Annotated in this window: 24 protein-coding genes; 11 read left to right on the top strand and 13 right to left on the bottom strand. The window is 69.2% G+C overall.

The genetic code is table 11. The features are described from left to right. Positions 1 to 123 precede the first annotated feature (123 nt). The 3 genes from bioA to bioD are packed head-to-tail and all read left to right on the top strand — an operon-like array spanning position 124 to position 3492. Positions 124 to 1521 (top strand): adenosylmethionine--8-amino-7-oxononanoate transaminase, encoded by a 1398-nt coding sequence (gene bioA, locus GFK26_RS25110; protein WP_153284362.1) that lies wholly within the window; start codon positions 124 to 126, stop codon positions 1519 to 1521. Then, on the top strand, positions 1505 to 2737 hold the full coding sequence (gene bioF / locus GFK26_RS25105; RefSeq protein WP_153284361.1) for an 8-amino-7-oxononanoate synthase: 1233 nt from the start codon (positions 1505 to 1507) through the stop codon (positions 2735 to 2737). The genes bioA and bioF overlap by 17 nt, the downstream gene beginning before the upstream one ends. Further along, a complete protein-coding gene (bioD, locus tag GFK26_RS25100; RefSeq protein WP_153284360.1) occupies positions 2734 to 3492 on the top strand; it encodes a dethiobiotin synthase in 759 nt (252 codons plus the stop codon). The genes bioF and bioD overlap by 4 nt, the downstream gene beginning before the upstream one ends. Here bioD and GFK26_RS25095 read toward each other — a convergent pair. Next, entirely contained in the window at positions 3475 to 4527 is a 1053-nt protein-coding gene (locus tag GFK26_RS25095) for an aldo/keto reductase (RefSeq protein WP_153284359.1), read from the bottom strand. The genes bioD and GFK26_RS25095 overlap by 18 nt on opposite strands. A 235-nt stretch (positions 4528 to 4762) precedes the next feature. On the opposite strand from GFK26_RS25095, the gene GFK26_RS25090 reads away from it, so the two are divergent. Then, positions 4763 to 5755 carry an AraC family transcriptional regulator gene (locus tag GFK26_RS25090; RefSeq protein ID WP_153284358.1) on the top strand — a complete coding sequence of 331 codons (993 nt, stop codon included), beginning with the start codon at positions 4763 to 4765 and terminating at the stop codon, positions 5753 to 5755. 35 nt (positions 5756 to 5790) lie between these two features. Here the strand turns inward: GFK26_RS25090 and GFK26_RS25085 are convergent, their stop codons facing one another. Beyond that, positions 5791 to 6597, bottom strand: a complete 807-nt coding sequence (locus tag GFK26_RS25085) for a helix-turn-helix domain-containing protein (RefSeq protein ID WP_194273953.1) — start codon at positions 6595 to 6597, stop codon at positions 5791 to 5793. Positions 6598 to 6710: 113 nt separating this feature from the next. On the opposite strand from GFK26_RS25085, the gene GFK26_RS25080 reads away from it, so the two are divergent. The 3 genes from GFK26_RS25080 (at position 6711) to GFK26_RS25075 (ending at position 9597) form a co-directional block, all read left to right on the top strand. Further along, complete coding sequence (locus tag GFK26_RS25080) at positions 6711 to 7985, top strand: amidase (RefSeq protein WP_194273952.1); 1275 nt, start codon at positions 6711 to 6713, stop codon at positions 7983 to 7985. Then, a complete protein-coding gene (locus tag GFK26_RS34505) occupies positions 7967 to 8182 on the top strand; it encodes an amidase family protein (protein ID WP_265590112.1) in 216 nt (71 codons plus the stop codon). Before GFK26_RS25080 ends, GFK26_RS34505 begins: the two co-directional genes overlap by 19 nt. Before the next feature lie 185 nt (positions 8183 to 8367). Then, the gene (locus GFK26_RS25075; protein ID WP_153284356.1) at positions 8368 to 9597 is read left to right on the top strand and encodes an SAM-dependent methyltransferase; all 1230 of its coding nucleotides are present in this window, start codon (positions 8368 to 8370) and stop codon (positions 9595 to 9597) included. A gap of 29 nt (positions 9598 to 9626) precedes the next feature. Here the strand turns inward: GFK26_RS25075 and GFK26_RS25070 are convergent, their stop codons facing one another. From GFK26_RS25070 to GFK26_RS25055, 4 genes are all read right to left on the bottom strand, one after another. Then, the gene (locus GFK26_RS25070) at positions 9627 to 9833 is read right to left on the bottom strand and encodes a dodecin (protein WP_056581096.1); all 207 of its coding nucleotides are present in this window, start codon (positions 9831 to 9833) and stop codon (positions 9627 to 9629) included. 324 nt (positions 9834 to 10157) lie between these two features. Continuing rightward, positions 10158 to 12083 (bottom strand): esterase/lipase family protein, encoded by a 1926-nt coding sequence (locus GFK26_RS25065; RefSeq protein ID WP_153284355.1) that lies wholly within the window; start codon positions 12081 to 12083, stop codon positions 10158 to 10160. Next, the gene (locus GFK26_RS25060) at positions 12080 to 13093 is read right to left on the bottom strand and encodes a DUF4105 domain-containing protein (RefSeq protein WP_153284354.1); all 1014 of its coding nucleotides are present in this window, start codon (positions 13091 to 13093) and stop codon (positions 12080 to 12082) included. Before GFK26_RS25060 ends, GFK26_RS25065 begins: the two co-directional genes overlap by 4 nt. 69 nt (positions 13094 to 13162) lie before the next feature. Further along, positions 13163 to 15856, bottom strand: coding sequence for a bifunctional acetate--CoA ligase family protein/GNAT family N-acetyltransferase (locus GFK26_RS25055; RefSeq protein WP_153284353.1), 2694 nt, complete (start codon positions 15854 to 15856; stop codon positions 13163 to 13165). 317 nt (positions 15857 to 16173) lie between these two features. Between GFK26_RS25055 and GFK26_RS25050 the strand changes: the two genes are divergently transcribed. After that, the gene (locus tag GFK26_RS25050) at positions 16174 to 17535 is read left to right on the top strand and encodes a homoserine dehydrogenase (RefSeq protein WP_153284352.1); all 1362 of its coding nucleotides are present in this window, start codon (positions 16174 to 16176) and stop codon (positions 17533 to 17535) included. Positions 17536 to 17541: 6 nt separating this feature from the next. Here GFK26_RS25050 and GFK26_RS25045 read toward each other — a convergent pair whose 3' ends face one another. Genes GFK26_RS25045 through GFK26_RS25035 form a run of 4 tightly spaced genes read right to left on the bottom strand, consistent with a single transcriptional unit; the run spans position 17542 to position 19349 of the window. Continuing rightward, positions 17542 to 18066 (bottom strand): MOSC domain-containing protein, encoded by a 525-nt coding sequence (locus tag GFK26_RS25045; RefSeq protein WP_228121777.1) that lies wholly within the window; start codon positions 18064 to 18066, stop codon positions 17542 to 17544. Further along, on the bottom strand, positions 18000 to 18251 hold the full coding sequence (locus tag GFK26_RS34365) for a hypothetical protein (protein ID WP_228121776.1): 252 nt from the start codon (positions 18249 to 18251) through the stop codon (positions 18000 to 18002). Before GFK26_RS34365 ends, GFK26_RS25045 begins: the two co-directional genes overlap by 67 nt. Continuing rightward, positions 18248 to 18799 (bottom strand): redoxin family protein, encoded by a 552-nt coding sequence (locus GFK26_RS25040; RefSeq protein ID WP_153284351.1) that lies wholly within the window; start codon positions 18797 to 18799, stop codon positions 18248 to 18250. Before GFK26_RS25040 ends, GFK26_RS34365 begins: the two co-directional genes overlap by 4 nt. A gap of 1 nt (position 18800) precedes the next feature. Next, the gene (locus GFK26_RS25035; protein ID WP_153284350.1) at positions 18801 to 19349 is read right to left on the bottom strand and encodes a carboxymuconolactone decarboxylase family protein; all 549 of its coding nucleotides are present in this window, start codon (positions 19347 to 19349) and stop codon (positions 18801 to 18803) included. A gap of 104 nt (positions 19350 to 19453) precedes the next feature. Between GFK26_RS25035 and GFK26_RS25030 the strand changes: the two genes are divergently transcribed. Next, positions 19454 to 20335, top strand: a complete 882-nt coding sequence (locus GFK26_RS25030; protein WP_153284349.1) for an AraC family transcriptional regulator — start codon at positions 19454 to 19456, stop codon at positions 20333 to 20335. 4 nt (positions 20336 to 20339) lie between these two features. On the opposite strand, the gene GFK26_RS25025 is transcribed toward GFK26_RS25030, so the two are convergent. Together GFK26_RS25025 and GFK26_RS25020 are read right to left on the bottom strand one after the other, a co-directional pair. Then, positions 20340 to 21530: a M20 aminoacylase family protein gene (locus GFK26_RS25025; protein WP_153284348.1), complete on the bottom strand. Its 1191-nt coding sequence runs from the start codon at positions 21528 to 21530 to the stop codon at positions 20340 to 20342. Further along, entirely contained in the window at positions 21527 to 22513 is a 987-nt protein-coding gene (locus GFK26_RS25020) for a tripartite tricarboxylate transporter substrate binding protein (RefSeq protein WP_153286100.1), read from the bottom strand. Before GFK26_RS25020 ends, GFK26_RS25025 begins: the two co-directional genes overlap by 4 nt. Positions 22514 to 22652: 139 nt before the next feature. On the opposite strand from GFK26_RS25020, the gene GFK26_RS25015 reads away from it, so the two are divergent. Further along, on the top strand, positions 22653 to 23561 hold the full coding sequence (locus tag GFK26_RS25015) for a LysR family transcriptional regulator (protein WP_153284347.1): 909 nt from the start codon (positions 22653 to 22655) through the stop codon (positions 23559 to 23561). Here the strand turns inward: GFK26_RS25015 and GFK26_RS25010 are convergent. After that, complete coding sequence (locus GFK26_RS25010; protein WP_153284346.1) at positions 23558 to 24517, bottom strand: LysR family transcriptional regulator; 960 nt, start codon at positions 24515 to 24517, stop codon at positions 23558 to 23560. The genes GFK26_RS25015 and GFK26_RS25010 overlap by 4 nt on opposite strands. 205 nt (positions 24518 to 24722) lie before the next feature. Here GFK26_RS25010 and GFK26_RS25005 point away from each other — a divergent pair, with 205 nt between their 5' ends. Beyond that, entirely contained in the window at positions 24723 to 26054 is a 1332-nt protein-coding gene (locus GFK26_RS25005; RefSeq protein WP_228122087.1) for an MFS transporter, read from the top strand.

Genomic DNA, 26054 nt, shown 5'->3' with positions numbered 1-26054 from the left:
CCCGCGAAACACCCGCCCGAAGCGCGTTTGCCGCACCGTCTTTCCGTCGATACGATCCCGCGCCTTTGCCCCTCGTTTCTCGCGAGGGGTAGTGCTTTTTTCGAACAAGAAAGGAATGCGCGGGTGCCCTCAACGACCACTGCTTCTCCGAACGCCAATGCCGGCTGGCAACAACGCAGCCGCCAACACGTCTGGCACCCCTGCACCCAGAGCATCCGCCTCGACGTCGCGCCGCCGCTGCCCATTGCGCGCGGCGAGGGCGTCTGGCTGACCGACCACGAGGGCCGGCGCTACCTCGACGCCACCAGCTCGTGGTGGGTCAACCTGTTCGGCCACGCGCACCCGGTGATCAACGCTGCGCTCAAGGCGCAGCTCGACACGCTGCCGCACGTGATGCTGGCCGGCTGCACGCACGCGCCGGCGGTCGAACTCGCCGAGCGGCTGGCGGCGCTCACGGGCCACGCGCTGGGCCATTGCTTCTATGCCTCCGACGGCGCCTCGGCCGTGGAGATCGCGCTGAAGATGAGCTTCCACGCCTGGCGCAACGCGGGCCGCGCCGACAAGCGCCGCTTCGTGGCGCTGCGCGGCGGCTACCACGGCGAGACGCTGGGCGCGCTGCATGTCACCGACGTGCCCGTGTTCCGCGACGCCTATGCGCCGCTGCTCGCCAGCGCGCACCTCGTGGCCTCGCCCGACGCGCGCGCCGCACAGCCCGGCGAAGACGCCGCCGCCGTGGCGAATCGCGCGGCCGACGAGCTCGAGGCGCTGCTGGCCGCGCAGCACGACAGCATCGCCGCCGTGATCGTCGAGCCGCTGGTGCAGTGCGCCACCGGCATGGCGATGCACGATCCGGCCTACCTGCGCCGCCTGCGCGCGCTGTGCGACTGCTTCGGCGTGCACCTGATCGCCGACGAGATCGCGGTCGGCTGCGGGCGCACCGGCACTTTCTTCGCATGCGAGCAGGCCGGCATCTGGCCCGACTTCCTGTGCCTGTCGAAGGGAATCAGCGGCGGCTACCTGCCGCTGGCGCTGGTGATGACGCGCGACGCCATCTACCTGGGCTTCGTCGACGACGACGCCGCGCGCAGCTTCCTGCATTCGCATTCCTACACCGGCAACGCGCTGGCCTGCCGCGCGGCGCTCGCCACGCTCGATCTGTTCGACCAAGAAGACGCGCTGAACCGCAATCGCTCGCGGTCCGCGCGCCTGTTCGCCCGCCTGCGCGAGGGGCTGGCCGGCCAGGCGCATGGCGTTGATCACCTGCGCCAGCGCGGAATGATCACAGCCTTCGACGTGCGCGCGCCCGGCCCGCGCTTCGCCGAGCGCTTCCACCTCGCGGCGCGCGACCACGGCCTGCTGATGCGGCCCATCGGTGCGACCGTGTACCTGATGCCGCCGTACGCCATCGCCGACGACGAGATCGATCAACTGGTGGACGGCACGCTCGCGACGCTCAAAGCCGTCACCACCGCATCCGGCCCCGTTGCCGAAGAAGGAGCCCGCGATGCTGCGCTTGCTTGAACGCCTGCAGGACGAGATCACCGCGCTCGACGCGCGCTCGCTGCGCCGCCGCCGGCAGATCGCCGAGACCGCCTGCGCGCCCGAGCAGATCCTCACGCTGGCCGGCGCCACGGCGCCGCGCACCATGCTCGGCTTCAGCAGCAACGACTACCTGGGCCTGGCCGCGCACCCCGCGCTGGCCGAGGCGCTGGCCGAAGGCGCGGCGCGCTACGGCACGGGCAGCGGCGGCTCGCACCTGATCCTGGGCCACTCGCGCGCCCATGCGCAACTCGAAGAGCGGCTGGGCGAATGGATGGCGCCGCACATTCCCGAGGCGCGCAGCCTGTTCTTCTGCACCGGCTACATGGCCAACCTCGCGGTGCTGTCGGCGCTGGGCGACGCCGAGGCGGTGATCTTCTCGGAGACGCTGAACCACGCCTCGCTGATCGACGGCGCGCGGCTGGCCCGTGCCCGCGTGGAGCGCTACCCGCACTGCGACCTGCAGGCGCTCGACGCGCAGCTTGCCGCCTGCGATGCGCCGGTCAAGATCATCGTGAGCGACGCCGTCTTCAGCATGGACGGCCACATCGCCCCCGTGGCGGGCCTGCTCACGCTGGCCGAGCAGCACGACGCCTGGCTGGTGATCGACGACGCGCACGGCTTCGGCGTGCTCGGCGCCACCGGGCGCGGCGCGCTGCAGGCGCTGGCGCTGCGCTCCGAGCGGCTGGTGCTCATCGGCACGCTGGGCAAGGCGGCCGGTGTGTCGGGCGCCTTCGTGGCGGCGCACCGCACGGTGATCGACTTCCTGGTGCAGCGCGCGCGGCCCTACATCTTCACCACGGCTGCGCCGCCAGCGGTGGCGCATGCGCTGCTGACGAGCCTGGCGCTCATCGAAGGCGAGGAGGGCATGCGTCGCCGAGCCCAACTGCGCGCCCGCATCACGCAACTGCGCAGCGGCCTGAAGCAGGTGCTGCCGGCCGACGGCAGCGCCTGGCTGGCCGATTCGCCGACCGCGATCCAGCCGCTCATCGTGGGCGACAACGCGCGCGCCATGCAGACCATGGAACGGCTCGATGCGCACGGCCTGCGTGTCGGTGCGATCCGTCCGCCGACCGTGCCCGCCGGCACCGCGCGGCTGCGCATCGCGCTCTCGGCGAGCCACACCGAAGCCGACGTGGCACGGCTCATCGGTGCGCTGGGCGAAGCCCTGGCCGAACCGTGGCCGGAGGCCGCATGACGACGACGGCTGCGGCGACACAGCGCCGCTGGTTCGTCACCGGCACCGACACCGGCGTCGGCAAGACGCTCGTGAGCAGCGCCATGCTCGCGCTGCTGGCCGCCTCGGGCCTGCGTGCGGTCGGCATGAAGCCGGTGGCGGCGGGGCTCGATGCCATCGACGGCGAATGGCGCAACGAAGACGTCGAGCGACTGAAGGCGGCGGGCAATGTCGATGCGCCGCTCGCCTGGCGCTGCCCCTATGTGCTGAAGGCGCCGATGTCGCCGCACCTGGCGGCACGGGCAGAGGGCGTGCAGGTCGCGCTGCCCGTGCTGCTCGATGCCTTCGAGCGGCTGTCGGCGCAGGCCGATGCGGTGGTGGTGGAAGGCGTGGGCGGTTTCTGCGTGCCGCTGGGCGACGACCTCGACACGGCCGATCTCGCGGTGGCGCTGGGCCTGCCCGTGATTCTCGTGGTCGGACTGCGGCTCGGTTGCCTCAACCATGCGCTGCTCACCGCCGAGGCGATCCGTGCGCGCGGGCTGGTGCTCGCAGGCTGGGTCGCGAGCGTGGTCGAGCCGCAGATGCTCTCGCCCGAAGGCAACCTGCAGACGCTGCGCGCGCGGCTAGGTGCGCCGCTGCTGGGCGTGGTGCCGCACCTGGCCGAGCCCGAGGCTGCGCGCGCCGCCGAGCATCTCGACCTGCGCGCGCTGCGTGCGAGCGCGGCTCATGCCGCGCGTCGCACCGAGGTCCCGCTCGTGTCAGCCGCGACGGCCTGAATCCACCAGCCGCTGGGCGCGAACGCCGCCCTGGCGCGTGAGCATCCAGCCCGGGTACTCGGGCGCCAGCGCGCTGGCCTTGTCGATGGCCGCGAGCTCGTCGGCCGTGAGCCGCACGTCGGTCGCGGCAATGTTGTCGTTCAACTGGTCGATGCGCTTGGCGCCGACGATCACGCTGGTCACCACGGGCTGGTGCAGCAGCCAGGCCAACGCGATCTGCGCCACCGACACGCCGCGCGGTTCGGCGAACTGGCGCATCAGGTCGATGCAGTCGTAGGCGCGCTCCACACTCACCGGCGGAAAGTCGAAGCTCGCGCGGCGGCTGCCTTCTGCGGTGGCGGTGTGGCGGTCGACCTTGCCGCTCAGCAGGCCGCCGGCCAGCGGGCTCCAGACCATCAGGCCGAGCTGTTCGCTGCGCAGCATGGGCACCAGCTCGCGCTCCAGATCACGCCCGGCCACGGTGTAGTACGCCTGCAGCGACTCGAAGCGCGCGAGCCGGTCGCGTTCGGCAATGCCCAGCGCCTTGGCGATCTGCCACGCGGCCCAGTTCGACACGCCCACGTAGCGCACGTGGCCCTGGCGCACGAGGTCGTCGAGCGCGCGCACCGTTTCGTCGATGGGCGTGAGCGGGTCGGTGCCGTGGATCTGGTAGAGGTCGATGTGGTCGAGCTGCAGCCGCTTCAGGCTGGCCTTCACGCCGTCCATGATGTGATAGCGCGAGGCGCCGGCCGAGTTCACGCCCTTGCTGCCGGTTTCGCCGAGCACCTTGGTCGCGACCACCACGCGGTCGCGCGGCACCTTGAGGTTCTTCAGCGCCTGGCCGGTGATGGTCTCGGACAGGCCGTCGGAGTACACGTCGGCGGTGTCGATGAAGTTGATGCCGGCGTCGAGCGAGCGGCCGATGAGGCCTTCGGCCTCGCCTTGCTGCAGCTGGCCGATGTGGTCCCAGATGCCGGGTGCGCCGCCGAAGGTCATCGTGCCGAGGCAGAGTTCGGAAACCAGGAGGCCAGTGCGGCCGAATTTGCGGTAGTGCATCGAAAGGGGTCCTTTGCGTGAGGAGGGGCCGTCCGGCGATCAGGCGTGCCGGGGGTTGCCAAAAAGTATCCGGCCGGCGGCCCCTGTCGGGCGAGCGCGTTTCTGCAAAGTCTTTGCCTATTCCTCCAGACCTCGTGCCCGGACCGTGCAGATTCGCAGGCACGACGCTAAGCTCGGGCAGCCCAATCCTCCATGGCCGTTGCCACGGCCGCGCTCCTTCAGCAGAGGCTCATTCATGTCCGACGAAACCCCCGACACCGCCACCGTCCTCGCCATGCCGATGCCGCTGGACCCCGAACTCGATGCCGCCCGCGAAGAGCTGGTGCAGCTCATCCGCCACATCACGCGCGGACAGGACGGCACGGTGGAGTGCGCCGTGCCCGGCCTGCAGGTGCACTGCATCAGCAAGCCCGACGGCCCCAAGCACGGCTTCGCCACACCGGCGCTGGGCCTCATTGCGCAGGGCTCCAAGCGGGTCATCGTGGGCGACGACATCTACGTGTACGACCCGATGAACTACCTCGTCACCTCGGTCGACCTGCCGGTGTGCGGCCAGGTGTGCGTGACCAGCGAGAAGGAGCCCTACCTGGGCGTGCGGCTGGAGCTGGCGGTCGACGAGATCGGCGACCTCATCGGCGACGAAAAACTGCCGGCCAAGGCCAACGCCCCGGCCTCGCGCGGCATGTACGTGAACCGCATCGCCATGCCGGTGCTCGAGCCCGTGCTGCGCCTGCTGCGGCTGCTCGACACGCCCGAAGACATTCCGATCATGGCGCCGCTCATCAAGCGCGAGATCATGTACCGCCTGCTGGTGAACGGCGAGGGTGCGCGGCTGCGCCAGATTGCGCTGCACGACAGCCACACGCAGCGCATCGCCAAAGCCATCAGCGCGCTGCGCACGAACTACGCGCAGTCGCTGCGCGTGGAAGACATGGCGCGCGCGGTGCACATGAGCGTGTCGTCGTTCCACCACCACTTCAAGGCCGTGACGGCGATGAGCCCGCTGCAGTACCAAAAGCAGTTGCGCCTGCAGGAGGCGCGCCGCCAGATGCTGATCGCCGGCACCGACGTGGCGAGCGCCGCGCACAACGTGGGCTACGAAAGCCCGTCGCAGTTCGCACGCGAATACGGCCGCATGTTCGGCGCGCCGCCGCTGCGCGACAAGCGCCGCTGGCTCGGCGAGGCCGGCAACGACGCGTTGGGTGCGGCGTCGATGGAAGCTGCCTGAGGGAAGCGGCCGCCGCACCCTGAGCAACGGCACGTTCAGCAGAGCGAGCGGTACTGCGAAGGCGTGAGGCCGCAGGATTGCTTCCACGCGCGCACCAGGTGCGCCGAATCGAAGAAGCCCGAGGCATGCGCGATGGCGGTGATCGATTCGCCGCTCGTGCTGCACATCGCATGGCTTGCGAGCGTCAGGCGCACGGCCTGGCGCAGCAGGCGAAAGCTCAGGCCGGCCTGCGTGAAAGCGCGCTGCAGCGTGCGGCGTGAAGCGCCCACCGCATCGGCACATTGGTCCAGCTCGGCGAAGGGGTCGGCATACAGGCTGTCGACGCTGTCTCGCAACGCGGCGTTCGCATAGCCGAGTTCGCCGAAGTGGCGTGCGAGCGGCCTGATTTCTTCGTTGCGCTGGCGCAGCGGGCTGTCTTCGGCCATGAGGTGCGACACGCAGATTGCGCCCGCCTGCTCGCGCATTTCGTCTTGCAGCCCTGCAGCGCGCGTCTCGCGTTGCAGGCGAAGACCGGCATCGCAGGAGACCCGCGTTTCCACGCCCAGCGGCGCCATGCGGTTGAAGCCGTTCCATCGCATCTGGAAAGCGGATGCATCGTGGGCCGTGCGCATCAGCTCTGCGACGGGGTCCGCATCGAGGGCCAGAAGCCGCAGCATGCGCCGCTCCGCGCGCTGCATGGCACCTTGCCGCGTGGCGGCCTTCGCCACGGTCTGCGAATAGACATCGTGATCGGTGAGGCCATCGACCACGCGCTCGACCGCCCAACGGAACAGCGAGGCCGGGGCATCGTCCGTGTCGGCAAAGGATTCGCCGAGCAGGTGATAGCTTTTCCAGTGCGTCATGGTCTTGGGGAAGGTGGACGGAATTCTAGTGACGGCCCGTGGCGCACAGATACAAGCCTCGGACGCAGGCCGCGAAAAACAATGCGGCTCCATTCATCAGGAGCGCATTCACCGTGGACAGACGTCAACTTCTTTCAAGCGCCGGCGCCAGCCTCGGCGGCATCGCCCTGGTCGGCTGCGCCGCCTTCGAGCGCCCGACGGCCGCGCGTCGCGACGACTTCGCAGGCCTGGACGCCACCGCGCAGGCCGAGCTGGTGCAGCGCCGCGAGGTCACGCCCGGCGAACTGCTCGAAGCAGCGATCGCGCGCATCGAGGCGCTCAACCCCAGGCTCAACGCCATCGTGACGCCGCTGTACGAGCGTGCGCGCGGCGAGGTTCGCACACCGCTGCCGGCAGGACCATTCCAGGGCGTGCCTTACGCCATCAAGGACATGTTGGACCTGCAGGGCACGCGCCGCACATCGGGCTCGCGGCTGCTGGCGCGCAACATCTCGCAAGACACCAGCGCGATCGTTGCGCGCTCCACGGCGGCAGGCCTCGTGATCCTGGGCAAGACGAACACGCCGGAGTTCGCCCTCAACGGCTCCACCGAGCCGGTGCTGTTCGGGCCTTCGCGCAATCCGTGGGACGCGGCGCGTTCCTCCGGCGGCTCGTCGGGCGGTGCCGCCGTCGCGGTGGCCTCGGGCATGGTGCCGATCGCGCATGCCAGCGATGGCGGCGGCTCGATCCGCATTCCCGCGTCGTGCTGCGGCCTTTTTGGTCTCATGCCGAGCCGCAGCCGCATGGTCGGCTCGCGCGCCACCGATTCAGGTGTGGATCATTGCGTGAGCCGCTCTGTGCGCGACAGCGCGCGCCTGTTCGCATGGAACCAGCGACAGGATGCGCAGGCACCACTGAAGCCCGCGCCGGTGCTCGAACCGCTGGGCGCACGGCGGCTGAAGATCGGCTTCTCGACCGCCAATGTGTTCGGGCAGCAAGCCGCGCCTTCAGTTCGTTCGGCGCTCGAAGAAAGCGCAAGGCTCTGCGCGAGCATCGGCCACCACGTCGAACCGGCGCGCCTGCCCGTGGACGGCGAAGCGTTTTTCACGCATTTCATGGTGGCGTGGAGCAGCGGTGCCGATCACATGCGGCGCATGGCCGAGACGCAGGGCCTGCGAGCCGAAGACGTGCTGGAGCCCTGGACGCTGTACCTCAGCGCGCATTTCCGCAGGCAACCCGCCGATGCCGGTGCGAAGGCCGGTGTGTATTTCGCGGAACTCTCGCGGCGCTTCGACGCCTTCTTCCAGAGCTTCGATGTGATGCTGACACCGGTGCTTCACGAAGAGCCGCCCCCTTGGGTTTCCTGGGGCCGGACGTGCCCGGTTCGCAGTTGTTCGAGCGGCTCCTGACCTACGTGTCGTACACGCCGATCCACAACGTGGCGGGCACGCCCGCGATGTCGGTGCCACTCGGCCAGAGTGCATCGGGCTTGCCCATCGGCAGCCAGTTTGCGGCACGCGTGGGCAACGAATCCATGCTGTTCGGCCTGGCCTTCGAGCTGGAGCGCGCCGCGCCCTGGGTGCAACGCAAGCCGGGAGCCGTGTAACAGGGCTCTGAGCGAGGGCTCTGAGAGGGCTCCGGGCCCGCCCGGTCAATCGTCCAAACTAGCACTTGCCGCGATTTCTTGCGTCGTCGTGGAAATGCAGATTTCGCAAAATCTCGTTATCGTTTTGTTGCTGCAGCACCCGTCCGCCCATGGGGGCGGAACTACTCAACAACTCGGAGAGATGCATGCTTTGGGAAAAGAAGCTGGCGCAGTGGAGCGCCGCGGTTCGCGCACGGGCCAACCTGCCCGCGCGGCTCACCTTGTGGGACGGCCAGTCCTACGACTTCGGTGACTTCAGCGGGCCGGCGGTCACGCTGCACGTGAAATCGCCCGCGGCGCTGTCGCTGATGCTGCAGCCCACGCTCGACAACCTGGGCGAGGCCTACGTCAAGAGCAAGATCGACATCGAAGGCAAGCTCAGCGACGTGATCGACATCGCCTACGGCCTGGCCAGGACCTCGATGGACAAGCCAGGCGGTGCGCTGCGGCACATGGCGCGCTACTTCGCGCACACCAAGTCGTCGGACAAGAAATCGATCGAGTACCACTACGACGTGTCGAACGCCTTCTACCAACTCTGGCTCGACGCGAACATGGTCTATTCGTGCGCCTACTTCGAGAACGGCGACGAAGACCTGGCCACCGCGCAGTTGAAAAAAATCGACCACATCCTCACCAAGATCGAACTCAAGCCGGGGCAAACGCTGCTCGACATCGGCTGCGGCTGGGGCGCGCTGGTGATCCGTGCGGCGCAGAAGTTCGGCGCGCGCTGCGTGGGCGTCACGCTGTCGCAGAACCAGTTCGACCTCGCCACCGAACGTGTGAAGGCCGCCGGCCTGCAGGACCGCATCGAAATCCGCCTGCAGGACTACCGCGACGTGACGGGCCAGTTCGACCGCATCACCAGCGTCGGCATGTTCGAGCACGTGGGCCGCAAGAACCTGCCCGAGTATTTCAAGCGCGTGCAGCAGCTGCTGGCCGACGACGGCATCGTCATGAACCACGGCATCACCTCGTCCGACCCCGAGGGCGGCGGCGTGTCGTACGGCGGTGGCGACTTCATCGACCGCTACGTGTTCCCCAACGGCGAGCTGCCGCACATCAGCCTCGCATTGCAGGCCATGCAGCAGGGCGGGCTCGAAGCCTTCGATGTGGAGAACCTGCGCCGCCACTATGCGCAGACACTGCGCCACTGGAGCGACGCCTACGAGGCCCATGCCGACGAGGCACGTGCGCTCGTCGACGAAGAGAAGTTCCGCATCTGGCGCATCTACCTGGCGGGCTGCGCCTATGCCTTCGAGAACGACGATGTGGCGATCTACCAGATCGTGGGGCGCAAGGCGGGCAGGGCGGCGAAGACGCTGCCGTGGTCACGCCGCTATATCTACGAAGGCACGTCGGCGTTGCGCGCCTGAGCGCCTCAGCGGCCAAGGCCGCGTTGCGGCTACTCCAGCGTGAAGCCGATCTTCACCGTCACCTGCCAGTGCGCGATCTTGCCGTCGACCACATGGCCGCGCGTCTCGGTGACGGTGAACCACTGGATGTTGCGCACCGTCTCGTGCGCCTTCGCGATGGCGGTCTGCACCGCATCTTCGATGCTCGTGGGGGACGAGCCGGTCAGCTCGAGCGACTTGTAGACATGGTTCGACATGGCACTTGCTCCTTGGGTGGTTTCGCATCCATCGTAGTCAGTGCACGGGGTGCGGCGCAACCCTTGGGCGCGCGCGGATGCGATGCAAAACGCATCAGCACATTCGCAATCCGTCGTTGGCAAGGGCGCGGGTGCTTCGCAGAATCGGCGGCATCGATCCAGAGAAACCGTCCGCCATGCCGCTGCACACCGTCGTCTCTTCGTCCCCGGCCGCACGGGCCCGCCACATCCTCGCGCTGACCGCCGTCGCGTGGCGCATCGCGCCGGGCTCACCATCGGTTTTCATGCGCGTGACGGAGCCGCAGTCGCTTCGCCCTCGAAAGATCAACGCGCCTGCGTGCCACCTGCGCGCGAGCTGCGCAGCTGCTCCCTGAGAATCCGCCGGATCTCCAGAATCGCCAGCGGGTTCTCCTGCACGCTGTGCGCCGACGGAATCACCAGCTCGGACACCGCGCCGTCGAGGTGCGCGCTGGCGTAGGGCACGATGCCGTCGCTCGAATCGGCCTGCGCCACGCCGGGCGTGTCGTTGCCGATGATCGAGTGGTAGCGCACCTTCGGATTCATCGGCAGCCCTGACGACAGGCGCACGAAAGGGTCGCGGTCGCTGAGGTTGTCGATGCTGTTGGGAATGCGCAGCGGGCCCAGCTCCTGCGAACTGGGCGCCACGCGCATCAGCTCGCGCGACAGGTCGTTGAGCTGGCCCAGCATCGCCACCGGCAGCGTGATGAGGTTGGCCACCCAGCGCGAGATGCGCTTGTTGGCGAACGAGGTGCCGCGGTGCGGCGACGCAATGAAGATGGCGTCGCTGACCTGGGGCAGCGGCTCGAATCGCAGGTACGGGCCCAGCCCTTCCTCGATGCGGCGGCGCTGGGCGGCCGGCATCGGGTAGCCCTCGCGCAGGGCGTTCCACAACACATCGCCCGACGACGACACCAGCAGGCGCGACAGCACGCCGCCCATGCTGTGGCCGATGAGCGTGACGTTGCGCGACGCCTCGGCGCGGCCCTGCGGATCGAAATGCGCCAGCGTCTGCGTGATGGCTTCGCGGATGGCGAGGTTGTTCAGCGGCAGCGGCGCGTTGGTCGGGTAGTACACCTGCCAGATCTGGTAGCGGCGGCGCAGCGTTTCGTCGCCGAGCACTTCGTTCGCCACGTTGATCCACGCCTCGGGGCTGCTGGCCAGGCCGTGCAGCATGACGATGGTGCGGCGCTTCGGGTCGTAGGGCTGCATCAGGTAGATGTGCGGCCGGGTCAGGCCCTCGGCGCCGCCGAACAGGCTGCGCAGCGCCTGCAGCGCGAAGTCGGAGCGGGCCAGCCACAGCCCGTAGCCCGAGGTGAAGTTGGCGGCCAGCGGAATCTCTTCGCCGGCCAGCTGGATCGTGCTGGTGCGGTAGGGGTCGAACACGGCGATGCGCAGCGTGCGCGTGGCCAGCACGTCCTGCAGGGTGGCGCCGTCGAACTGCAGCAGCGCGGTGAGGGCGGGGAAGGGCGTTTCGCTGAAGGGCGGCGCGTCTTCGTCGGCCTTGGCCTGCGCATCGGTCGGGCGGTCGCTGCCCGCGGCGACCAGCTCGGCGCCGAAGCCGTCGCGGCGGTAGATGTTGCGCAGGCCAGAGAACGTCAGCGAGGCGGCGGGAATCAGCTCTTTGGGCGGGGGCGCGTCGGGCGCGAGCTGCACCGCCGACAGATCGGCCTCGATGCGCCAGCCGCTCACCTGCGGAATGCTGGCCGGCGGCATCTCGTCCTTGCGGTAGCGGCTGAACAGGCCGGTGATGGCGCGCTGCACCGCGTAGTTGTAGTAGTCGCGCACCTGCGTCTGGCGGTCTTCGAAGGCGCGGTCGCGCGGCTTGCGTGCGGTGAAGAACAGGTAGGCGTAGGCATGGCGCGCGGTCTCGAGCCAGGCCTCGATGGCCTCGGGCGCCATGGGCTGTGCGGCCGAGCCGCCGTCGCCGCCCGCCAGCGCGAGCTGCAGCCACACCTCGGACAGCGCCGACATGCGCTGCTCGTCGCTCAGGCCGGCCGAGGTGGCGAGGTTCTGGCGGCAGGCGCGGCCGTCCTGGCGGCACTGGTCGGCGTCGGAACCGATGACGCGCAGCACCTCTTGCGCCGAACTGCTGAGCTTGCCTGTGGTGAGCACGTCGCCGCGCCGTTGCGCGAGGTACTCGGCCGGCGAGATGGTGCCGACCGTGACGCCGGCGCAACCGGTGAGCAGCGACAGCGCCAGCAGCAGGGACGAGAAGCCGATGCGCCTCATGGCGCAGCGTCCGGCAGGCCGTTGCGGATGGCTTGCGAGAAGTTCACGCCGGGCTGCTTGTCGGTGGCAATGGCCCGGTCGGTGATGCGGCCGGCGGCGCGCAACGCGTCCATGCGCTGGCCCGGCGTGAGACCGCCGACGTCGTACAAATATTCGGGCAGATAGCCCGAGGCCAGCAGGCGATAGTCCATCGGCAGGCCGGGCACGACATGCTTGGCGAGGTCGTAGACGATGGTCGTGCAGTTGGCCGTGAGCGTGTTGTAGAAGCTCGGCGCGCGCGCCAGGGCCTCGGCCTCGCCCACGTAGCCGAGGAACAGCGAGCGCATCTCGGCCTGCGGCAGCTGCACGCGGTACATGTAGACGTCTTCGCCGCGCACGTTGGTGCGCACGCGCAGGATGTCGTGCTCGTCGGCGGCCACGAGGCTGTTCTCGAACTGCTTGAAGAAGCCGCCGATGGACGAGAAGCTTTCGCCGCGCTCCTTGCGGATTTCGATGGAGAAGGTGACGTACTGGCCGTCGTCGAAGCCGAAGGACACCAGCGTGTGGGCGATGGCGGGGCCGGTCCAGTAAGACAGCGACACGTCGACCGAGCGCAGACGGTCGAGGTCGTAGCGGCGCGTGTCCCAGTGCACGGTGTAGTCGGTGTTGCTGCGCCAGTCGAAGTTGCGCACGTTCTCCATCGTGACCACGCTGCCTTCGACGCGAGGCTTCAGGTGGCGCGCCACGTCGTCGGCCCATTCGCGGTTCTGCGAAGGCGCGATGGTGTTCCACCAGCCGAGCAGCAGGGCGAAGCCGATGGCATACGACAGCAGCGGTCGGGCGGCCTTGCCGCGCCACACGAGCACGATCGCCGCCAGGCCGAAGAGGCCCCACAGCACCATCGCGCCGACCTTGACGAGTGTCGCCACCGGCAGCTGGTACCAGAGGGCCGCGCAGGCCCAGGCGGCGGACACCAGCACGGCGAAGCTCAGCAGCAGACGGCCGAGGGAGCGCAAAAGGATTCGGAGCATGAAGAAGCGCGGAGATGAAGGGCGGCCGATTCTCGTCGAGTTGGGGCCGCCCATTCCGCTGTCGCCGGGCTACAGCGGGTAGGTCACGAGCTTGAAGTCCGGGTCCTCGGGGAAGGACTTCACCGTGAAGCCCAGCCGGCGCACCAGCTTGAGCATGTCGGGGTTGCCGGCCAGCACCAGCCCGTCCATCTCGGACAGGCCGCGGTCGCGCGCCACGTCGATGATGCTTTCCATGAGGCGCGAGCCGATGCCCTTGCCGCTGAACTCGTCGGCCACCACGAGCGAGAACTCGCAGCTGGTCTGGTCCGGGTTGGTGATGTAGCGCGACACGCCCACGATGCGCTCGGTGTCGAGCACGGTGCCGTCGGGCGCGGTGCTGCGTTCCATGATGGTGGCGACCAGCGCCATCTCGCGGTCGTAGTCGATGAGCGTGAAGCGCGACAGCATCGACGGCGGCAGCTCATGGAAGCGCGAGACAAAACGGAACCAGCGGCTCTCGGGCGACAGGCCCTGCACCAGCGCCTGCAGCATCTGCGCGTCGTTCGGGTGCACCGGCCGCACGACGTACGCGCCGCCACCGGGCAGCGGCCATTCGCGCCGGTAGCGCGCGGGGTACGGCATGATGGCCAGGTGCTGGTAGCCGTTGCCCGCGAGCCCGGCCACCGCCTGCGTGCTGCTGTCGACCACGATGCGCGCATCGACCGACACCGCGCCGTGCTCGTCCACGATGATGGGGTTGATGTCCATCTCGCGCAGCTCGGGCAGCTCGCACACCATTTCGGACACGCGCAGCAGCACGTCTTCGAGGGCTTCCATGTTCACCGCGTTGGCGCCGCGCCATTCGCCCAGCGTCTCGGCCACGCGCGAGCGCTCGATGAGGTGGCGCGCCAGGAACTGGTTGAGCGGCGGCAGCTCCATGGCGCGGTCGTTCATGAGCTCGATCATCGTGCCGCCCGCGCCGAAGACGATCACCGGGCCGAAGGGCTGGTCGGTGACGAGGCCGACGTAAATCTCGCGCCCGCGCCGCGCGCGCACCATCTTCTGCACGGTCACGCCGTTGATGCGGGCGTCGGGCGCGAGCTGCGCCACGCGCTCCATCATCTCCAGGTAGGTGTCGCGCGCGCTGGTGCCGTTCATCACGTTCAGCGCCACGCCCTCGACGTCGGACTTGTGCGAGATGTCGGGCGAGTCGATCTTCAGCGCCACCGGAAAGCCCAGTTGCGTGGCGATCATCATGGCCTCGTTGGCGCTGCGCGCCAGCAGCGTGCGCGTGATCGGGATGTGGAAGCACGACAGCAGCGACTTCGACTCCATCTCGGTCAGCACCTTGCGCCGCTCGGCCAGCACGCTTTCGATGAGCAGGCGCGCGCCGTCGATGTCGGGCTTGGCCAGCGCCGAGAGCGGCGGCGGCGTCTGCTGCAGCAGCTGCTGGTTCTGATAGAAGGCCGCGATGTTGCCGAAGGCGCCCACGGCCGCCTCGGGCGTGCGAAAGCTCGGGATGGTGGCCTCGGCCAGCACGGCCCGCGCGTTGCCGACCGAGGCATCGCCCATCCAGCACGCCAGCAGCGGCTTGGGCATGGGGCGCGGAATGTCGGCCAGCGCACGTGCCGTGGCGGCCGCGTCGACGCCGGCCTTGGGCGAGAAGATGGCGAGCACGCCGTCGATCTGGCTGTCGGCCGACGCGGTGTCGATGGCCGCGCGGAAGTGCGCGGGCGTGGCGTCTTCCGACAGGTCGATGAGGTCGGTGAGCGAGGCCAATGCGGGCAGCGAGGGCTGCAGCAGCTTCTGCGCGGGCGCGGAGAGGCGTCCCAGGTCGAGCCCGATCTCGTTGATCCAGTCGGCCGCGAGCACGCCGGGGCCGCCGCCGTTGGTGACCACGGCCAGCCGCTTGCCCACGGGCCGGTAGCGCGAGGCCAGGCACTTGGCGGCCGAGAACAGCTCGACGAAGGAGCGCACCCGCACCGCGCCCGCGCGGCGCAAGGCGGCGTCGAACACGTCGTCGCTGCCCACGATGGCGGCACTGTGCGTCTGTGCGGCCTCGTTGCCGGCCGGCTTGCGGCCCGCCTTGAGCACCACGACCGGCTTGGCATGCGAGGCCGAGCGCAGCGCGCTCATGAAGCGGCGCGCGTCGGCAATGCCTTCGAGGTACACGATGATGCTGTGCGTGGCGGCGTCGTTGGCCAGGAAGTCGAGCACCTGCGGGATGTCGACCGAGGTGTGCGGCCCGAGCGAGACCACGCTCGAAAAGCCCACGCCGTTCTGCCGCGCCCAGTCGAGCATCGATGCCGTGAGCGCACCCGATTGCGATACCAATGCCAGCGGCCCGGTGCGCGCGAGCGGGCCGGCCACGCTGGCGTTCAGGTGCAGCGGCGGGCGCTGAAAGCCCAGTGAGTTCGGGCCCAGCAGGTGCACGCCTTCGCGGCGCGCGATCTTGCGCCACTGCGCGGCCTGGTCGGCGGCGATGCCGGTGGAGATGACCACCGCGGCCTTGCAGCCGATGCGGCCTGCGATTTCGAGGGCGGCGGCCACGTCGCGCGGTGCGAGTGCGATCAGCGCCAGGTCGGCATGCGTCTGCGCCAGCTCTTCGAGCGTGCCCTGCGTGCGGATGTCGATGAAGCGCAGCGTGCCGTCGAAACGGTCGGCGCGGAAGGCTTCGCGCAGCGTGCGGCCCAGGGCGGTCTGGCCGCCCGGATCGCTGGGCTCGCCGACGAAGGCCGCGATCGACGTGGGGGCGAACAGGGGGGTCAGGAAATGCTTGTCCATGCCCTAGTTTGCCCGTATCGGGGCCTGCCGCAAGCACCGCGTGTACACTCGCCGGCTCATGTCGTGCCTTTCACTTTCCCCTGTTGCAGCATCCAGCGCCGCCGTTTTTGGCCGCACGATGCCGTTCGCCGCTTGCGTGCGAACGAGCGACGCCGTGAATGCACGAATGATTACCACCATGACCGCCGCGGCCCCCTAGCTCGCGCAGGTGGCCGCTCCGGCAGCCACCTGGTGTCTCTTCTCCCGAATGAACGAAACCCAGCTGGCAGCTGGGTTTTTTTGTTTTTGTCCTGTTCGTTCGTCGTTTGGAGAAGCCCATGTACCGCGATCCCGTCTCGTCCTTCCTGCCCCAGCCCAGCCACGGCGCGGCCATTCGCCCCTTGCGCGTCGGCATGATCGGCATCGGCACCGTGGGCTCGGGCACCTTCCGCGTGCTGGCCCGCAACCAGGACCTCATTGCCGCCCGCGCCGGTCGCGGCATCGAGGTGACGGTGGTGGCGGCGCGCAACCTGGCGCGCGCCCAGGGCATCGTGGGCGAGGGCGTCGCGCTCACGGCCGACCCGATGCAGGTCGCGACCGATCCCGATGTCGATGTGGTCGTCGAGGTGGCCGGTGGCACCGGCCCGGCGCGCGACTGGGTGCTGGCGGCCATTGCGCACGGCAAGCACGTGGTCACGGCCAACAAGGCGCTGCTGGCCGTGCACGGCACCGAGATCTTTGCCGCCGCCAGCGCGCACGGCGTGGCCGTGATGTACGAAGGCGCGGTGGCGGTGAGCATCCCCATCGTGAAAGCGCTGCGCGAGGGCCTCACGGCCAACCGCATCGAATGGGTGGCGGGCATCGTCAACGGCACCACCAACTTCATCCTGAGCAAGATGCGCGACGAGGGCCTGGACTTTGCCGACGCACTCGCGCAGGCCCAGGCGCTGGGCTATGCCGAGGCCGATCCAGCCTTCGACATCGAGGGCGTCGACGCCGCCCACAAGACCGCGCTGCTGGCCGCCAATGCCTTCGGCATGCCGGTGCGCTTTGCCGATGCGCAAATCGAAGGCATCACCGCGCTGCAGCGCCTCGACGTGGCCTGCGCCGAGCAACTGGGCTTTCGCGTCAAGCTGCTGGGCGTGGCACGCCGCCGGGAAGACGGTGTGGAGCTGCGCGTGCAGCCCGCGCTGGTGCCCGCGACGCACCTGCTGGCGCAGGTCAACGGCTCGATGAACGGCATCATGGTCAAGGCCGACGCGGCGGGCATCACGATGTACTACGGCGCGGGCGCCGGCTCGGAGCAGACCGCCTCAGCCGTGATCGCCGACCTCGTCGATGTGGCGCGCCTGGACGGCACCCACGCCGGCCAGCACGTGCCGCACACCGGTTTCCACGCGCATGCGGTGCGCGAACTGCCGGTGCTGCCGCGCGCGGCGGTGCGCAGCGCGCACTACCTGCGCGTGCCGGTGCAGGCGGCGACCGACATCGCGGCCGTGGCCGAGCTGCTGGCCGCGCAGCGGCTGCCGGTGCGGCAGCTGGTGCTGGCGAACGGGCCGGCCGATGCGGCGCCACAGGTGCTGGTGATCACCGAATCGGCGGTGCAGGGCGCGGTCGATCTCGCGCTGCATGCGTTGCAGGCGAGCCCGGTCGTCGCAGGCCCGGTCGTTGCATTGCGCGTGGAAACCCTGGACGACTGAGGGCGCTCAGGTATCGGATGCGGGCGCGCGCAGGCGCGGCTCCCAGTCTTCGACGCGCCCCGCATCCACCCGCTTGCGGAACGTGGCGCGCCAGCGTTCGGCCAGCGCGGGCAGGGCGGCGGCCTGTTGCCATTCGGGCACGAAGCGCGCGTCGCGCGAGAACAGCAGCGCGATGAGGCGCGACAGCGGCCACTCAGGATGCGGCCGCTCCACGCGCGTCGCCATCGCGCCGGCCCGCACCCAGCCGGGTTCGAGCACGCGGTAGTACCAGCCCGTGCAGCCGCGCGCCTGCATCTCGCGCGCCATGCCGGGCACGCCGAAGTGCGCGTCGAGCTTCCAGCAGGGTTGTCGGCCTTGCGACACCTGCACGAGCGCATCGCCGAGCTGGATCACGTCGCCGATGCACACGGTCGATTCGTCCCAGCCGGTGGTCGAGATGTTCTCGCCGAAGGCGCCTGCGTGCGTCAGCAACTCGCTTGGGTGGCTCGCAGAAGCCCAGCCCGCGTAGTGCTCGCGCGGGTAGTGGTGCACGGCCTTCTCGACACGCCATGGACGCGCAGGTCGGCCTGTGCGTCGCCCTGCAGGCCCGTGGGTGACAGCCACAGCGCATCGGACGTGGCCGTCTTGCGGATGCCGCTGCGTGAACGGCCGGCGGGCAGCAGGGCCACGGGGCCGACCAGCAGCGCGTCGATGGGCAGGGTGGTCTGTGAGGTCATGCGGGGCAGCCGTTGTCGTTGCACGCGCCATCTGGCGGCGCACCGTCCGCCGGTTGCGCGATGAGATGCGTGGGTACATCTTCAGCCGCGAGCTGCCCGATGGCGGCACCCAGCGCCATGTCGTCGATCACCCCGAAATGGCTCATGCGCAGACGGCCCCGCCGGTCGATCAGCACCGTGCTCGGCGTGCCCTGCCACTGGTAGTCGCGCATCGTGGCGGGGATGATGCCGGTAGGCGAGGGCCGGTCGATGCCGATCGGGAAGCCCAGGCGGTACTCGCGCACGAAGGCGTCGAGCGCAGCAGGCGTCATGACGTCGTGGTGCTCGAACACCGAGTGCAGGCCGATCACCGCGACGTCTTTTTCCGCGAACAGCTGCCGCGTCTTCTTCGCCTGCGGCAGGCCGTGCGACACGCAGGTCGGGCAGAGCATCTGGAACGCGTGCAGCACCACGACCCGGCCCCGCAGCGACGCGAGCGTGACGGGCGTGTCGGTGTTGAGCCACTGCGAAACCTGCAGCTCGGGCGCCTCGGGGTGCGGCCAGGCCATGTCAGGCGACCTCGGTGCGCAGCTTCACCTGCGGGAAATCGACCGGCACCTGGAAGGCCACGTTCACGTAGTTGGTGAACAGGTTCAGGGCGACGTGGGCGAGGATCTCGACGATGTGTTGGTCGTCGAAGCCCACGGCGCGCAAGGCCTGCACGTCGGCGTCGTCGATCTGTCCGCGTGCATCGACGAGCTTGAGTGCAAAGCGCAGCGCCGCCGCCGTGCGCGGGTCGGCCGATTCGCCGGCCTGCGCGGCCGCCATGTCGGCGGCCGACACGCCCGCCTTGCGGCCCAGCGCGGTGTGCGCAGCCAAGCAGTAGTGGCAGGCGTTGCGGTCGGCCACCGCCACGGCGATCTGCTCGCGGAGCTGCGCCGGAATGACGCCGCCGCCGAGCGCGCCGAACGATCCCCACAGGCTGCGCAGCGCTGCAGGCGAGTTGGCGACGGCGCGGAACATGTTGGGCGTCGCGCCGAAGGCGCCGTGGATCTGGGAGAGCAGGGCTTGGGCGTCGCCGGTGGCGGCGGTGTCGGAGACGAGGTTGATGCGGGGCATGAAGACTTCCTTTCGGTGATGACAGTGAGAACGATGGACGCAGTGTCTTCCCGAAATCCGTATGATTTGAATGCTTTCATCCATTCAACATACCTTTTCGTCCAATGCCGACACAGACTCCTCCGCCCATCGACAGGCTCTCGTCCCTGCTCGAGCGCTTCCGCGTCCGGGCCCATCTGTTCCACACGGGGCCGCTGTGCGGCGTGACGCACTTCGCGGCGAAGGAGGGGCGCAGCTTCCTGCATGTGATGCGGCGCGGCGAGATGGTGGTCACGCACTCGGCGCCGTCGGTGCGCTCGGCCGGCGTGCCGCGCAAGCTGGTCGTGAAGGAACCCAGCCTGCTGTTCTATCCACGTCCGCTGGCGCACGACTTCCACAACGCGCCCACGGAAGGCTCGGATTTCGTCTGCGCCACGGTCGACTTCGACGGCGGCGAGGCGCACCCGCTGGTGCGCGCCTTGCCGCCGCTGGTGCAACTGCCGCTGCATGCGGTCGATGGCCTCGAAGCGTCGCTGGCGCTGCTGTTCGCGGAAACCGGGCGCGTGCTGTGCGGGCACCGGCTGCTGGCCGACCGGTTGTTCGAAGTGGTGCTGATCCAGTTGCTGCGCTGGCTGCTCGACCATCCGCAGGAGAGCGGCGTGCCCGCGGGTTTGCTGACGGGCCTGGGCGACCCGCAGCTGGCGCGCGTGCTGGTCGCGCTGCACGAGCGGCCGGGCGAGCCGTGGCCGCTCGAACAGATGGCCGCGGAAGGGGGCATGTCGCGCAGTGCGTTCGCGGCGCGCTTCAAGTCGGTGGTGGGCGCCACGCCCGCGGACTACCTCGCGCAGTGGCGCCTGACGATTGCGCAGGCCGAGCTGCGCACGGGCGCGTCGGTCAAGACGATTGCCGATCGCCTCGGCTACGCGAATGCGTCGGCGCTGTCGCGCCTGTTCGCGCAGAAGGTGGGCGTGTCGCCGCGCGAATGGCGCGCGCGGCAGTCTTTTTGAACGATCAGCCTGCCACGCCCAGGAAGCGCTCGGTCAGCAGCACCCAGTAGGCGCCGCCCACCGCGACATTGCTGTCGTTGAAGTCGTAGCCGGGGTTGTGGACCATGCAGGCACCGTGCGCGTCGCCCTCGCCATTGCCGATGAGCAGGTAGCAGCCGGGCACGCGCTCCAGCATGAAGGCGAAGTCTTCGCTGCCCGACAGCGGCGGTGTCTGCCAGGTGACCTGCGCCGTGCCCACGAGTTCTTCGGCCACGGTGCGCGCAAAGGCGGTTTCTTCGGGCGTGTTGACCAGCACGGCATAGCCGGGCCGCCAGTCGATCTGCGCCTGCACGCCGAAGCTTTCGGCCTGCGCGGCCACGAGCGCCTTGACGCGGGTTTCGATGGTCTTGCGCACGTCGCGGTCGAGGGCGCGCACGCTGAGTTCGAGCACGGCGCTCTGCGGGATCACGTTGTTGGCCTTGCCCGCGTGGATCGCGCCCACCGTCACCACGGCCATCTGCAGCGGGTCGATGTTGCGCGAGACCACGCTCTGCAGCGCCATCACGGTGCTGGCCGCAGCCACGACCGGGTCGGCCGCGCGGTGCGGCATGGCGCCGTGGCCCCCCACACCGGTCAGCGTGATCGTGGCGTAGTCGGACGAGGCCATGGCCGGGCCTTCGCGCATCGCCAGCCGGCCCTGCGCCAGGCCGGGCATGTTGTGCATCGCGAAGATGGCGTCGCAGGGGTAGCGCTCGAACAGGCCGTCGTCGATCATGCGCACCGCGCCGCCACCGCCTTCTTCGGCGGGCTGGAAGATCAGGTTCAGCGTGCCGTCGAAGCGCCCGCGTTCGGCCAGGTGTTGCGCCGCTGCCAGCAGCATCGCCGTGTGGCCGTCGTGGCCGCAGGCGTGCATCACGCCGGTGTGTGCGCTGGCGTAGGCCAGGCCCGTGGCCTCGTCGATGGGCAGGGCGTCCATGTCGGCGCGCAGGCCGAGGCGACGCGTGCCGTTGCCGCGCACCAGCCGGCCCACCACGCCGGTGCCGCCGATGTGGCGCTCGACGGTGTAGCCCCAGGCTTCGAGCTTCTCGGCCACCAGCGCCGAGGTGCGGTGCTCGTCGAAGCCGAGTTCGGGGTGCTGGTGGATGTCGCGGCGGATGCCGATGAAGGTGTCCGCGGTGGCGTGCAGGTCGTTCAGGAGGGCGGTGGTGGTGCTCATTGGGGTTCCAGTCGGATGGACTTGGCGATGTCGCGGTAGCGCGCGGTTTCGGCCTCGTAGAACTTCGCGGAGTCGGCCAGCGTGGTCGATGGCGAGGCCTGCTGCGTCTGGGCGGCGAGCTGCTCGCGCACGCTGGTTTCCTTCAGCGTCGTGCCGATGGCCTGGTGCAGCTTCTGCACCACGTCCTCGGGCGTGTTCTTGCGCACGAAGAAGCCGCTCCAGGTCTTGTAGTTGACGTTCTTCAGCTCCTTGCCTTCGCTGGCCGTGGGCACGTTCTTCAGCAGTTCAGAGCGTTGTCCGCCGAGCTGGCCGAGGATCTTCAGCCGGCCCTGTTCAGCCAGCGCGCCCATGGCGGCGCTGTAGACCAGCACGGCAAAGTCGACCTGCCCGCCGCCGATGTCCTGCAGCAGCGGCGCGTTGCCCTTGTAGGGCGCGTGCATGAGCTTCACGCCGGTGTCCAGCTGCACCTTCTCGAGGATCAGGTGGTAGAGCGAGCCGATGCCCACGCTGCCGTACGACAGCGGCTTGTCGGCCGACTTGCGCGCCAGCGCGATGAGCTCGTCGACGCTGTTGGCCGGCAGGTCCTTGCGGGCGACGAAGACCATCACGGCCTCGGCAACCGGATGGACCATGCGGAAGTCTTCGGCCTTGAGCTTGACGGCCGCATTGGCCAGCGGCGACAGGATGATCTCGTTGGGCGAGCCCTGGAAGATGTAGTAGCCATCGGCGGGCGCGGCCAGCACCTTCTGCGCGGCCATGGCGCCGCTCACGCCGCCCAGGTTCTCCACGATCACCTGCTGGCCCAGCGCCTTGCCCAGCGGCACGGTGAAGATGCGCGCGGTGGCGTCCGAGGGGCCGCCGGCCGGGTAGGGAACCATCAGGTTCACGGGCTTGGTGGGAAAGCTGTCGGCGCTGGCAGGGCCCGCGGCCAGCATCAGCCCGCAGGCGAGGCCGAGCGCGGATCGGAAGAACGAAGTCGTCATCAAGTCATGTCTCCTGGGGTGGTGCCGGCTCGTGGGGCCGGATGCAGGGGAATGCTAGGAGTGACAAGAACGAACGTCCAATGCATTGTTGTCTGCATTAGCATGAGTCCAATGCATTCATGAAAACGAGGCTCCCGCCATGACGCTGGTTCAACTGAGGCACCTGATTTCGCTGGCCCACACGGGCTCCTTCAGCAAATCGGCGCAAGCCCTGCACCTGACGCAGCCCGCGCTCAGCCGCAGCGTGCGCGCGCTCGAGGACGAGCTGGGCATGCCGCTGTTCGACCGCATCGGCCGGCGCAACGAGCTCACGGCCTTCGGGCGCGAGGTGCTGGAGCGCGCGCGGCTGCTGGTGTCGGAAGCCGAGGCGCTGCGCGACCGCGGCCGGCAGATGCGCGAAGGCGAGGGCGGCACGGTGCGCATCGGCCTCGGTTCCGGGCCGGGTGCGCTGCTGATGACGCCCTTCCTGCTGCACATGGCCAAGCACCATCCGGCGGTGCGCACGGAGATCGCGCGCGGCAGCACCGACCTGCTGGCGCAGGCGCTGCGCGAGCGCAGCCTGGATGCGCTGGTGGTCGATGCGCGCGCACTCAAGCCCGCCCCCGACCTGGCGCTGACCCACGTGTACGAGCTGCGCGGCGCCTTCCTGTGCCGCCGCGGCCATCCGCTCACACGGCTGCGCAAGGGCGTGAGTTTCGACGCCGTGCAGCGCTACCCGATCGCCTCGACGCCGCTGAGCGACGAGGTGGCGCGCGGCCTGGTCGAGACCTACGGCCCGCAGGCGCATCCTGCCAACTGCGTGACCCTGCAGTGCGAGGAGCTGCCCAGCATCGCCGACGTGGTGCGCCAGAGCGACACGGTGCTGCTCGCGGTGCACGAGTCGGCGCCCGACCTGGTCGAACTGCGGATGGAGCCGCCGATGCACGGCACGGCGCGCTTCGGACTCGTCACCCTGCGCCAGCGCACCGAGGCGCCGGCGCTCGCGATTCTTCGCCGGTTGATGGAAGCGCAGATGGGCGGGCAGCGGCCCGTCAAGAAAAGAGCCTAGGCGGCCCGTGCGTCCGCGGGTGCGGCATCGGGCCGCGCCAACCCCGACGCCACCGCCGCCAGGATGCCGCGCAGCCAGCGGTGCGCCGGCTCGTGCTGCGAGCGGTCGTGCCACAGCTGGTAGAAGCGCATGCGCGGAAAGCCCTGCGGTGCGGGCACGGCCACCAGCGGCAACGTGTCCACGAACTGCATCGCGAAGTGGCGCGCGGTGGTGAACACCAGGTCGGTGCCCACCAGCAGGTGCGGCGCCACGGTGAAGTAGGGCACGGCAATGCAGGCTTCGCGCGTCTGGCGCAGCGTGGCCAGGTGCGTTTCGACCACGCCGCGCTGCGACGCCGCGTACGGCGTGGGCACCACGTGGCGCGCCGCGATGTAGCGCTCCATCGTCATCGCGCCCTTGGCGGCGAGCGGGTTGTTCCTGCCCATGAGGCACATGAGGTCGTCTTCGAGCAGCAGCGACAGGTGCAGGCGGTCGGGCGGCTGCGGCCAGTTGCCGATGACGATGTCGAGCTCGCCCTGCGCCAGCGCACGCTCGTAGTCGTAGGTGACGCTCAGCGGGTGCACCACGAGCCGTGCGTGCGGTGCCTCGGCGCGGAACCGCGTGGTCACGTCGGCCAGGAAGCTCATCGCCAGGTAGTCGGGCAGCGCGAGGTGGAAAGTCATCGCGCTGGAAGCGGGCTCGAACTGCTCGGGGCCCGAAAGCATGCGGTCGATTTCGAGCAGCGCGCCGCGTGCGCGGTCGCGCAGCTGCAGCGCCCGCTCGGTCGGCACCATGCCGCTGCGCTCGCGCACGAGGATGGGGTCGGCGAACACCTCGCGCAGCCGGCGCAGCGCGGTGCTGATGGCGGGCTGGCTCTGGTTCATGCGCACCGCCACGCGGGAGACGCTGCGTTCGGCCACCAGGGCGACCAGCACGCGCAGCAGGTAGGTGTCGATCGGGGCGTGGGAGCGTGACATGGCGAAGAGAAATGGCCTCTGGGGGCGGTGCCGGCGGCAGGCCCCACATGGCAAACCGTTATGTCGCACATTCTAGAGAGCGTGATCCGGCGCGGCGATATCTGCCTACAGTTCGCCACCCACGGGAATGGCAGCGGCAAGCGGGCTCACAGAAGGCCCCAGGCGGCGCATCCCGTCCACACCCAAAATGGAGACAACCATGAGCATGGACGCCACGCTGGCGCCGATCCGGGAACACACCGCCACGGCGGAACTGGACGGCATCTACCGCAAGATCATCTTTCGCCTGATTCCCTTCTTGATGCTGCTCTGGGTGCTGGCCTGGATCGACCGGGTCAACATCGGCTTCATCAAGCTGACGATGCTCGACGACCTGAAATGGAGCGAGGCAGCGTACGGGCTGGGCGCGGGCATCTTCTTCCTGGGCTACTTCTTCTTCGAGGTGCCGAGCAACCTGCTGCTGCAGAAGATCGGTGCCAAGAAGACGATCATGCGCATCACCATCGGCTGGGGCCTGACCTCGATCGCCACGATGTTCGTGAAGAGCACCGAGGCGTTCTACCTGCTGCGCTTTCTGCTGGGCGTGTTCGAGGCGGGCTTCTATCCCGGCATCATCCTGTACCTGACCTACTGGTTCCCGGACAGCCGGCGCGCCAAGGCCTTCGGCATGTTCATGTCGGCCTCGGCTTTCGCGGGCGTGATCGGCGGGCCGCTGGCCGGCTTCATCATGAACAACATGCACGGTGTGAACGGCTGGGCCGGCTGGCAGTGGGTGCTGTTGCTCGAGGGCATTCCCTCGGTGCTGGCGGGCATCGCCACCTACTTCTACCTGACCGACCGGCCCGAGCAGGCCCACTGGCTCACGGCGCGTGAACGCCAACTGGTGCACGACGACCTGGAGCGCGACCGCAAGGCGCTGGGCCATCGCGAGCACAGCATGCTGGCCTCGCTGAAGAACGGCAAGTTCTGGCTGTTGATCCTGATCTTCTTCTGCATCATCGCGGCCAATTCGTCGCTCACCTTCTACGGCCCGACGCTCGTCAAAGAAATCGGCTTCACCAACCCGCTGACCGTCGGCTGGATCATGGCCGGCGCCTACCTGTGCGGCGCGGCCGGGATGATCTGGAACGGCTTCCACTCCGACCGCCACCAGGAGTCGCGCTACCACTGCGCGCTGGCCGCGGCGCTCGGTTCGGGTGCGTTGCTGGTGGTTGCGCTGTTCCTGCGCCAGAGCCCGGGCCTCGTGCTGGCCGGCCTGACGCTGGCCATCGTCGGCACCATGAGCGCGATCCCCGTGTTCTGGCAGATGCCCAACCGCTTCCTGGCCGGCACCGCTGCCGCCGGCGGCGTGGCGCTGATCAACTCGATCGCCAACCTCGCGGGCTTCGGCGCGCCGTGGATGCTGGGCCTCATCAAGACCGCCACCGGCAGCCTTGCACCGGGGCTGTACGTGGTCGCGGCGGTGGAAGTCTGCGCCGCCGTGCTGATCCTGCTGTTCGTGCCGCGTCTGCAGAAGACGAAGACGCCCGCGCGCTGA

This window comes from Variovorax paradoxus (assembly GCF_009498455.1).
Lineage (GTDB): Bacteria > Pseudomonadota > Gammaproteobacteria > Burkholderiales > Burkholderiaceae_C > Variovorax > Variovorax paradoxus_H.
The sequence above is the reverse complement of the archived record's forward strand: the minus strand, read 5'-3'. Positions and strand labels throughout refer to the sequence as shown.

Bases quoted from the DNA above. Each gene is read 5' to 3' on its own strand.
- bioF (WP_153284361.1), top strand. From the start codon at position 1,505: ATGCTGCGCTTGCTTGAACGCCTGCAGGACGAGATCACCGCGCTCGAC.
- bioD (WP_153284360.1), top strand. From the start codon at position 2,734: ATGACGACGACGGCTGCGGCGACACAGCGCCGCTGGTTCGTCACCGGC.
- GFK26_RS25095 (WP_153284359.1), bottom strand. From the start codon at position 4,527: ATGCACTACCGCAAATTCGGCCGCACTGGCCTCCTGGTTTCCGAACTC.
- GFK26_RS25090 (WP_153284358.1), top strand. From the start codon at position 4,763: ATGTCCGACGAAACCCCCGACACCGCCACCGTCCTCGCCATGCCGATG.
- GFK26_RS25085 (WP_194273953.1), bottom strand. From the start codon at position 6,597: ATGACGCACTGGAAAAGCTATCACCTGCTCGGCGAATCCTTTGCCGAC.
- GFK26_RS25075 (WP_153284356.1), top strand. From the start codon at position 8,368: ATGCTTTGGGAAAAGAAGCTGGCGCAGTGGAGCGCCGCGGTTCGCGCA.
- GFK26_RS25070 (WP_056581096.1), bottom strand. From the start codon at position 9,833: ATGTCGAACCATGTCTACAAGTCGCTCGAGCTGACCGGCTCGTCCCCC.
- GFK26_RS25065 (WP_153284355.1), bottom strand. From the start codon at position 12,083: ATGAGGCGCATCGGCTTCTCGTCCCTGCTGCTGGCGCTGTCGCTGCTC.
- GFK26_RS25060 (WP_153284354.1), bottom strand. From the start codon at position 13,093: ATGCTCCGAATCCTTTTGCGCTCCCTCGGCCGTCTGCTGCTGAGCTTC.
- GFK26_RS25055 (WP_153284353.1), bottom strand. From the start codon at position 15,856: ATGGACAAGCATTTCCTGACCCCCCTGTTCGCCCCCACGTCGATCGCG.
- GFK26_RS25050 (WP_153284352.1), top strand. From the start codon at position 16,174: ATGTACCGCGATCCCGTCTCGTCCTTCCTGCCCCAGCCCAGCCACGGC.
- GFK26_RS34365 (WP_228121776.1), bottom strand. From the start codon at position 18,251: ATGACCTCACAGACCACCCTGCCCATCGACGCGCTGCTGGTCGGCCCC.
- GFK26_RS25040 (WP_153284351.1), bottom strand. From the start codon at position 18,799: ATGGCCTGGCCGCACCCCGAGGCGCCCGAGCTGCAGGTTTCGCAGTGG.
- GFK26_RS25035 (WP_153284350.1), bottom strand. From the start codon at position 19,349: ATGCCCCGCATCAACCTCGTCTCCGACACCGCCGCCACCGGCGACGCC.
- GFK26_RS25030 (WP_153284349.1), top strand. From the start codon at position 19,454: ATGCCGACACAGACTCCTCCGCCCATCGACAGGCTCTCGTCCCTGCTC.
- GFK26_RS25025 (WP_153284348.1), bottom strand. From the start codon at position 21,530: ATGAGCACCACCACCGCCCTCCTGAACGACCTGCACGCCACCGCGGAC.
- GFK26_RS25020 (WP_153286100.1), bottom strand. From the start codon at position 22,513: ATGACGACTTCGTTCTTCCGATCCGCGCTCGGCCTCGCCTGCGGGCTG.
- GFK26_RS25015 (WP_153284347.1), top strand. From the start codon at position 22,653: ATGACGCTGGTTCAACTGAGGCACCTGATTTCGCTGGCCCACACGGGC.
- GFK26_RS25010 (WP_153284346.1), bottom strand. From the start codon at position 24,517: ATGTCACGCTCCCACGCCCCGATCGACACCTACCTGCTGCGCGTGCTG.
- GFK26_RS25005 (WP_228122087.1), top strand. From the start codon at position 24,723: ATGGACGCCACGCTGGCGCCGATCCGGGAACACACCGCCACGGCGGAA.